This is a genomic window from Rhodococcus sp. 14C212, from assembly GCF_011058195.1.
Taxonomy (GTDB): Bacteria; Actinomycetota; Actinomycetes; order Mycobacteriales; family Mycobacteriaceae; genus Rhodococcus; species Rhodococcus aetherivorans.
The window spans coordinates 90,861-98,242 of sequence record NZ_JAALEH010000015.1; the positions used below are offsets into that span (position 1 = coordinate 90,861).

Below are 7,382 nucleotides of genomic sequence, written 5' to 3' on the forward strand. Positions count from 1 at the left end.
TTCTCTCTGCTGGTGGTCAGTGGGCGGCGGCGGGTGTGTGGAGGGCGGCCAGGCGCGCCAGTCCGGCGGGATAGAGGCGTTTGCCGATCAGCAGCGCCGCGATCGCCACCAGAGAGACCAGCGGTGCCAGCTTCAGCGCGGTGAGCAGGCCGAGTCGGTCGGCCAGGATCCCGACGAGGAAGGGGCCCAAGGCCATTCCCAGGAGGTTGTTGGCGACGGTGAGGGTGCCGAAGGCCGAGGATCGGATGGTGGGGTGGGTCAGGTTCGCGACCATCGCGGCCGTGGGGCCGGACGAGGCGGAGCAGAAGAAGGCGCCGCAGCCGATCAGGACCAGCTGCAGTGGGCCGGCCGGCAGCGAGAAGCCCACGCCCAGACACAGCAGGGAGATCGCGCAGAAGACGATGGCGGTGGTCCATTTGCGGGCGATGTCGTGGCGGCTGACGACGTCGGTGATGATGCCGCAGACGACCATTCCTGCACCGACGAGCAGGACGAAGACCGCGGCGACGGCACCGGCCTTGTTCGGGGCCATGTGGTAGTACCGGTTGAAGAAGCTCGGCAGCCAGGACAGCAGGACGGCGGCGGTGAACATCTGCAGGCCACTGCCGGCGTAGGCGCACAGCACGGCCGGGTTGGTGAACAGGCTCGAGACCGGGGCGCGGAAGCCGTGGGGCGGCTGCGGTTCGTCGGTGGTGTTCGGGGTGTCCTCGAGGGCGTACCGTGCCAGCCGGCCTTCGGTGACCACCACCCGGAACAGGGCCACGAGAATCAGACCGAACACGGCCATCGCGGCGAACGACCAGCGCCAGCCGAACTGGACCGCGAGGACACCGCCCAACGCGACACCGATCACCGACCCGAAGCAGGTGCCGGCCATGAAGGCGCCGCTGAGCGAGGCGTGCACGCGGGGTGCGAAGACGGTGAGCACCACCGCGATGCCGACGCTGCCGTATGCCGCCTCGCCGACGCCGAGCAGGAATCGGGCGCCGAGCATCTGGTGGAAGCTGGTGGCGACCGCGCAGAGCAGTGTCGCCAGGCTCCACAGGATCGCCATCAGGACCAGGCTTTTGACCCGGCCCCAGCGGTCGGCCAGCATGGACAGGGGGAAGGTGAGCAGCCCGACCATCAGCGCCACGATGCTGCTCAGCGAGGCCAGGTTCGAGTCGGTCAGCGCCCACTCGGTCTTGAGGATCGGGAAGATCGCACTGAGAACCTGCCGGGACATGTAGTCCGAGATCAACAGCCCGAAGGTCAGCGCGAAGATCAGCCAGGGATAGATCCTGCGCCGAGGGCCCGCCGTCGTCGACGCGACGCCCTGGGTCAAAGGTGTGTGCAGTGCCATGTCATTCCTAGGATCGAGTCGAATCGAGGATGTCGGCGGCGGGGGGCTCGCCTCGCCTGACGGGAGGGGGATCGGGGACACGGCCGGTGGGCTGTGTCCCCGATCGCACGGCGCGGTGTCAGTTCAGCGGTGGCCGTCGAGGCGGGCGGTGCCGTCAGGCGTGGTGGGTGAAGCCGAGCCGGCCCGGGGCGCGGTTCGGGGCGAACCCGATCTTGGCGAGGGTTTCGTCGGCGCTGGTGTAGTGCTCGTCGAGCTTGTAGATCTCGCGGGCTTCCTTGCCGGTGGCGACCTCGCGGCCGAGCTCGTTCGCGATGCGGACGAGCTGTTCGACCTGCTGGACCGAGGTCATCTTCTCGCCCTTGCGGCCCCACAGCGTGTCCTCGTTGCCGCAGCGGGCGTGCAGGCCCATGGCGATGGCCATGGTGTTGATCGGCAGCACACTGCGCATGATGGTTTCGAGGGTGAGCACGGCGCCGTCGGGGGTGCGGCGGATGAACTCCATCATGTTGTACGGGTTGGGGCCGTCGGAGCCGCCGCCGATGCCGACCCAGGTGACCATCAGCGGGCCGGTGTACACCCCGCGGCGGATCAGCCGCTCGACCGTCTCGAACTGGTGGGTGCCGGCCAACTGGAAGTGCGGCTGGATGCCGGCTGCCTGCAGCCGCTTGAGGTGTTCTTCGACCCAGCCGGGACCGGCCGGCACGGTCATCTCACGGTAGGCCTCCGCGATCTCCGGCCGCTCGAAGGAGGTGCCGGCGATGTCGGACGGGGTCATCAACTCCATGAGGTTCATCTGCTGGGTGTTGATAGCGATGGTCACCTGATCGGGCTTGGGGTCGAGATCGGCCAGCATGTGCCGGGTGTCGTCGGACAGCCATTTGGCGTCGGCGCCTTCACCTTCGGGGGCGAAGGAAATCGAGCCGCCGATCTGCAGGATCATCTCCGGCACGGCCTCGCGGAGGCGGCCGAGCAGTTCGTTGAACTTCGAGAGCCGCTTGCTGCCCTTGCCGTCGAGTTCACGGACGTGGATGTGCAGGACCGTCGCGCCGGCGTTGAAGCAGTCCACCGCCTGCTGGACGTGTTCGTCCATGGTCAGGGGCAGGTCGTCGCGGAAGTCGTCGAGCTCCCACTCCGGCCCATAGGGTGCGACCGTGATGACGAGCTTTTCCTGGTTCTCCGGGAACAGGGAGTCGTCGAGGAAATGCATGAGGGTTCTCCAATCGGTGAGGGGGTGTGAGTTCGGGGGGTCGAGGACGCTCAGAAGGGGCGATCGCCCCGGATCCCGGCGCGTTCCATCTTGCGGACGGCCGGCCAGTAGTCCTGGACGGCGTAGTGCTGGGTCGACCGGTTGTCCCAGATCGCGACGCTGTTCGGCGTCCACCGCCAGCGCACCTGGTATTCGGGGATCGAGGCCTGGCTGATCAGGTAGCGCAGCAGGTCGCCGGCCCCGGGGGCGTAGTCGATGCCGCAGCGCACGTTCTCGAGGGTGTGGAAGTTGGTGAAGTGGGTGGTGAAGGCGTTGACGAACAGGACCTTCTCGCCCGTCTCCGGGTGGGTGCGGACGACCGGGTGCTCGGGGTCCGGGAACCGTTCCTTGAGATCGAGGCGCGCCTCGATCGGCATCCGGGCACCGAAGGTCGCCTCGATGCTGTGACGTGCCCGCAGGCCCGCGATCTGCTCCTTGACACGTTCGGGCAGCCGCTCGTAGGCGAGCGCCATGTTCACCCAGATCGTGTCGCCGCCGACCTCCGGGCCCTCGACGCACCGGAGCACGGATCCCATCGGCGGGTTCTCCCGCCACGTCGCGTCGCAGTGAAAGGCGTTCTCGAAGCGCTCGGGCGCGGTGTCGAGGTCCTTGTAGATCCGGACCAGGCCGGGATGCTCGGGATCGCTGCCGACCACCGGGTGGTCCTCGAGCGGGCCGAACCGCTCGGCCAGCGCGACGTGCTCGGCCCGGGTCATGTCCTGGTCCCGGAAGAACAGCACCTTGTGCTCGAGCAGCAGCGAGCGCACCTCGGCGAACAGGTTGTCGTCGCGCGAGACCTCGGCGAGGTCGATGCCGCTCAGCTCCGCTCCGATGGAGCAGGTGAGCGGTTCGACGGTGATGGATGGCCTCGCCACGGTCACGGTGGACGACCGATCCGAGGCCAGGTCAACGGGGGCATTCATCTGGGGACTCCTGTCATGGCGTGAAGATCGAGGCCCTGCCGGGCGTACGGATTCGCTGGTCGTCGAGTGCGGCATGGGCGGTTTCCGAATCTCACAGCGTGAACACCGAGGAACCGGTGGTCTTGCCGGATTCGAGGTCGCGGTGCGCCTGCACGGCATCCTCGAGCCCGTAACGCTGATTGATCTCGATCGTGATCCGGCCGGACCCGACGTGGTCGAAGAGTTCGCCGGCCAACTCGGCCCGCTCCGCCGGATCGGCGATGTAGTCGGCGAGGGCCGGGCGGGTGACGAACAGTGACCCCGTCAGGCACAGGTGCATGGCGTCGATCGGGGGAACGGGACCGGAGGCCGTGCCGAAGCAGACCAGCAGGCCGCGCCGCGCCAGCGAGTTCAGCGAGGTCTCGAACGTCGTGGCACCGATGCTGTCGTACACCACCGGCACCCCGGCACCGTCGGTCAACTCCCGGACCCGCTCCGCGACGTTCTCCCGCGTGTAGATGATGACCTCGTCGCACCCGTGTGCCCGGGCGACCGCGGCCTTCTCCTCGCTCGACACGGTGCCGATCACGTTGACACCCAGCAGTTTCGCCCACTGACTGAAGATCAGACCGACACCCCCGGCGGCCGCGTGCAGCAGCACGGTGTCACCCGCCTTCAGCGGAGCGATGCGCCGCAGCAGGTACGACGTGGTCAGCCCGCGCATCGTCATCGCCGCGGCGGTGTCGAAGGAGATGGTGTCCGGCAACTTGATCAGATGCGATGCGGGCATCACCCGCTCGGTGCTGTAGGCGCCGAGCGGGCTTCCGGTGTACGTCACCCGATCTCCCGGGGCGACGTCGGTGACCCCGTCGCCGACGGCCTCGACGACTCCCGCGGCCTCGACGCCGATGCCCGCGGGAAGCGCGGCCGGGTACAGCCCGGTGCGGAAATAGATTTCGGCGAAGTTCAGCCCGACCGCCTGGTGCCGGATGCGCACCTCGCCGGGGCCGGGGTCGCCGACCTCGACGGCCTCCCATTTCAGGACGTCCGGACCGCCGGTCTCGTAGAAGCGGACGGCTTTTGCCACGACTTTTCTCCTCATTGGTTGCAGACGGGTACACCCGTCCGGGTGTGTTGTGTCTCGGGGACGAGACGTGTCAGGCGGCGGGCGCCTGCGCCTCTTCTCCGCTGCGATCAGGTGCGAGCGATGACGTCGCGCGGGGACACGCCGCCGCGGCCCCACCGCTCACCGGGCGGGCGGGATTCCCACACGTACTCCGGCGGCAGCGGTCGGCCAGCACGAAGGGTCAACCACAGCCGGTACTGGGCGCCCACCCTCGCTCGGTCAGGACCGGCGGGATGCAAGGGGGTGTGCAGTACGGAGTAGTTGTTGTAGAGCTCGATGTCACCGGCCTCGATGTCGAGATCCACTCGGAGCTCGGGAGAGTGGGCCAGCGCATCGATCAGGTCGAACAGCTCGATGTCGAGAGGTTCGAGCCGAGGCACCTGCGGGAACCGTTGGGCCGACTCCAGTTGTGCCCTCTCGTAGCGAATGCTCAGCCTGCCCGCAAACCAGCACGCCAGGGGCACCGACGGGAGTTCCTCCGGGGCGTGCTCACCGCGTCGGTCGAAGGAGAAGGGGCGGTACATGCGGTCGATCAGCTCGGGGCGCTGCCGGCGGATCGTGTTGTAGATCGCCGCGGAACCGGCCACCGACCGTCGACCACCGCCGAAGCCGCACAACAGAGCCACAGCGTCGGAACCGCCGGTACGGAAACGCAGGTGCTGAGACGAGTGCGGCACCGCCGGCCCCGCGCCGTGCGGCTCCTCGCCGGCCGGGCCGATCGTCGTGATCAGATGACCGCCGACATCCTGCGAGACGGGCAGGCCCAGATGCTGTGCCAGACCCCAGAAGATCGTCTTGAGGTCGCTCTCGCTGTACCGCTGCACGGGAAGCCCCTTGATCACGGTGAACCCGCAACCGTGCTCAAGGATGTCCGCGAGCAGGTGCAGATCCGCCGCGAGCGTCGGCAGCGGGAACTGCTCTCGGCTGAGCCGCAGTAGCGGGATTCCGTGTTGCCGAACGAGTCTCAACGCCGAACTCAGCTCGTCGAGGTGGGCGGCGGTGAGGTCGAGGCGCCACCGGTCCGGGGCGGTGAGAATGTCGGCCGTCCAGGGTGCGGGCGCCTTCGATTCCTCGGGGCGGACGTCGCCGGACGTGGTCGTCGCGTCGAGGGAGGCGCGGTGTTCGGCGCTCTTCGGCTGGTCGGCCACCGAGTCCTCCGTTCGACATCGAGATCAGATGGGGTGAGGCGGGTCGCTGCGCGCCCCGGCTGTGATGTAAGTAACTCTAGGTGGCATTCCCGGGTTCGACGTATCCTGACGGGAGGAATTCTTATCATTCTGGGAACGGTGGGAGTAAGCCGTGAAGCCCCTTGCGCGCTACGCCTCGCTGTACGGCTATTTCGATCTGTGCCGGTCCCTCGGGATCGAGCCGGCACCGCTGCTCAAGGGTGCGGGGCTGGATCCGGCCGGCCTCGGTCTACAGGATCGGTGGATTCCCGCCGCCGCCGTCGCGCAGGTCCTCGAGGAGTCCGCAGCACTGTCGGGGTGCGAAGACTTCGGGTTGCGGATGGCCGAGCATCGACAGTTCTCCAATCTCGGTCCCCTGAGCCTGGTGGTGCGCGACGAACCCGACATCCGCAGTGCGCTGCGCATCTTGTCGCGCTACGAGCACATGTACAACGAAGCGCTGCACATGCGCATGAGCGAGCTGAACAATGTCGCGACCCTCCGCATCGAAGCCGACGTCGGCGAACCCGTGGCGATCCGCCAGTTCATCGAACTGGCAGTGGCCGTCACGTATCGACTTCTGGTCGGGTTCCTCGGTGCACGCTGGCGACCGGTCGCGGTCTGCTTCACCCATCCCGCCCCCACCCAGACCGGTACCCATCGTCACCTGTTCGGGCCGGTGGTCAACTTCGATCACGATTTCAGCGGAATCGTCCTCGTCGCCAGCGACCTCGATGCGCCGAACCGGATGTCGGATCCGCTGCTTCGGCCGTACACCAAGCAGATCCTCGAGTCCTTCGGGTCCCCGAACGACGTGACCGTCGCCGGCCGGGTCCGAGAATCGATCGAACTGCTGCTCCCCACCGGCAGATGCTCGGCCGAGCAGGTCGCCCGCAGCCTCGGATCGGACCGCCGGACCGTCCACAACTACCTCGCCCAGACCGGCGAGTCGTACTCGTCGATACTGAACTCGGCGCGCGCCGACCTCGCCGAACGCATGGTCGGGAATACGCGGCACACGTTCGCCGAGATCGCCGAACTCCTGTCGTTTTCGGCGCCGAGCAACTTCTCGCGGTGGTTTCACGGCCAGTTCGGGTGCAGTCCCCGTCAGTGGCGGGCTGCCCGACAGAATCAACCTCAACCGCCCCAGAGAACCGACCTCTAGCCTCGCGCTTTCGCGCTGATTGAGCGGAACCCTGTCTCGAAAACGAAGAATGGTGCCTTGAACTGGGACAATTCGACTTGCCGAGGGTCGAGGGTCGAACAGTTCGAGGATCTCCTGACGCAGCCCGGTGGCCTGCCGCGCAATGCCCCCGGGCGCCGGCGACCAGGGGTGAAGACGCCGCGCAGGGACGTGGAGGAGCCGCGTGCACCCGCGGCCGGTCCGAGCCCGGACCTCACCCCACCGGCACCGCCCGCACCGCTGTCCGGCAGAGGGGCCGGCGCAGCGCGAACCGGGGCCGGTGTCGTCGCCGGTGAGCCGACGCCGGCACCGTTCGTCTCCGTGCTGGGTCGGCACCCCGGCGTGCACGAGGACCGGGACCTGTCGCAGTTGTCCTTGGTGAACGACCACCTCGCCCCCGGCCCCGGACGGCAGAAC

Annotated in this window: 6 protein-coding genes; 1 reads left to right on the forward strand and 5 read right to left on the reverse strand. The window is 67.9% G+C overall.

Features of this window, described 5'->3' with window-relative positions; genetic code table 11:
* Window positions 1-16 precede the first annotated feature (16 nt).
* The 5 genes from G6038_RS09980 to G6038_RS10000 all read right to left on the reverse strand — a co-directional run bounded on the left by G6038_RS09980 (window position 17) and on the right by G6038_RS10000 (window position 5,764).
* On the reverse strand, window positions 17-1,342 hold the full coding sequence (locus tag G6038_RS09980) for an MFS transporter (protein WP_165037512.1): 1,326 nt from the start codon (window positions 1,340-1,342) through the stop codon (window positions 17-19).
* Between the two features lie 154 nt (window positions 1,343-1,496).
* On the reverse strand, window positions 1,497-2,549 hold the full coding sequence (locus tag G6038_RS09985; RefSeq protein WP_165037513.1) for a 3-keto-5-aminohexanoate cleavage protein: 1,053 nt from the start codon (window positions 2,547-2,549) through the stop codon (window positions 1,497-1,499).
* 50 nt (window positions 2,550-2,599) lie between these two features.
* Window positions 2,600-3,511, reverse strand: a complete 912-nt coding sequence (locus G6038_RS09990; RefSeq protein WP_165037514.1) for a TauD/TfdA family dioxygenase — start codon at window positions 3,509-3,511, stop codon at window positions 2,600-2,602.
* 91 nt (window positions 3,512-3,602) lie between these two features.
* Window positions 3,603-4,577 (reverse strand): quinone oxidoreductase, encoded by a 975-nt coding sequence (locus G6038_RS09995; RefSeq protein ID WP_165037515.1) that lies wholly within the window; start codon window positions 4,575-4,577, stop codon window positions 3,603-3,605.
* A gap of 107 nt (window positions 4,578-4,684) precedes the next feature.
* Entirely contained in the window at window positions 4,685-5,764 is a 1,080-nt protein-coding gene (locus tag G6038_RS10000) for a TauD/TfdA family dioxygenase (protein WP_165037516.1), read from the reverse strand.
* Between the two features lie 151 nt (window positions 5,765-5,915).
* Between G6038_RS10000 and G6038_RS10005 the strand changes: the two genes are divergently transcribed.
* Window positions 5,916-6,947 carry an AraC family transcriptional regulator gene (locus G6038_RS10005; protein ID WP_165037517.1) on the forward strand — a complete coding sequence of 344 codons (1,032 nt, stop codon included), beginning with the start codon at window positions 5,916-5,918 and terminating at the stop codon, window positions 6,945-6,947.
* Window positions 6,948-7,382: the final 435 nt, after the last annotated feature.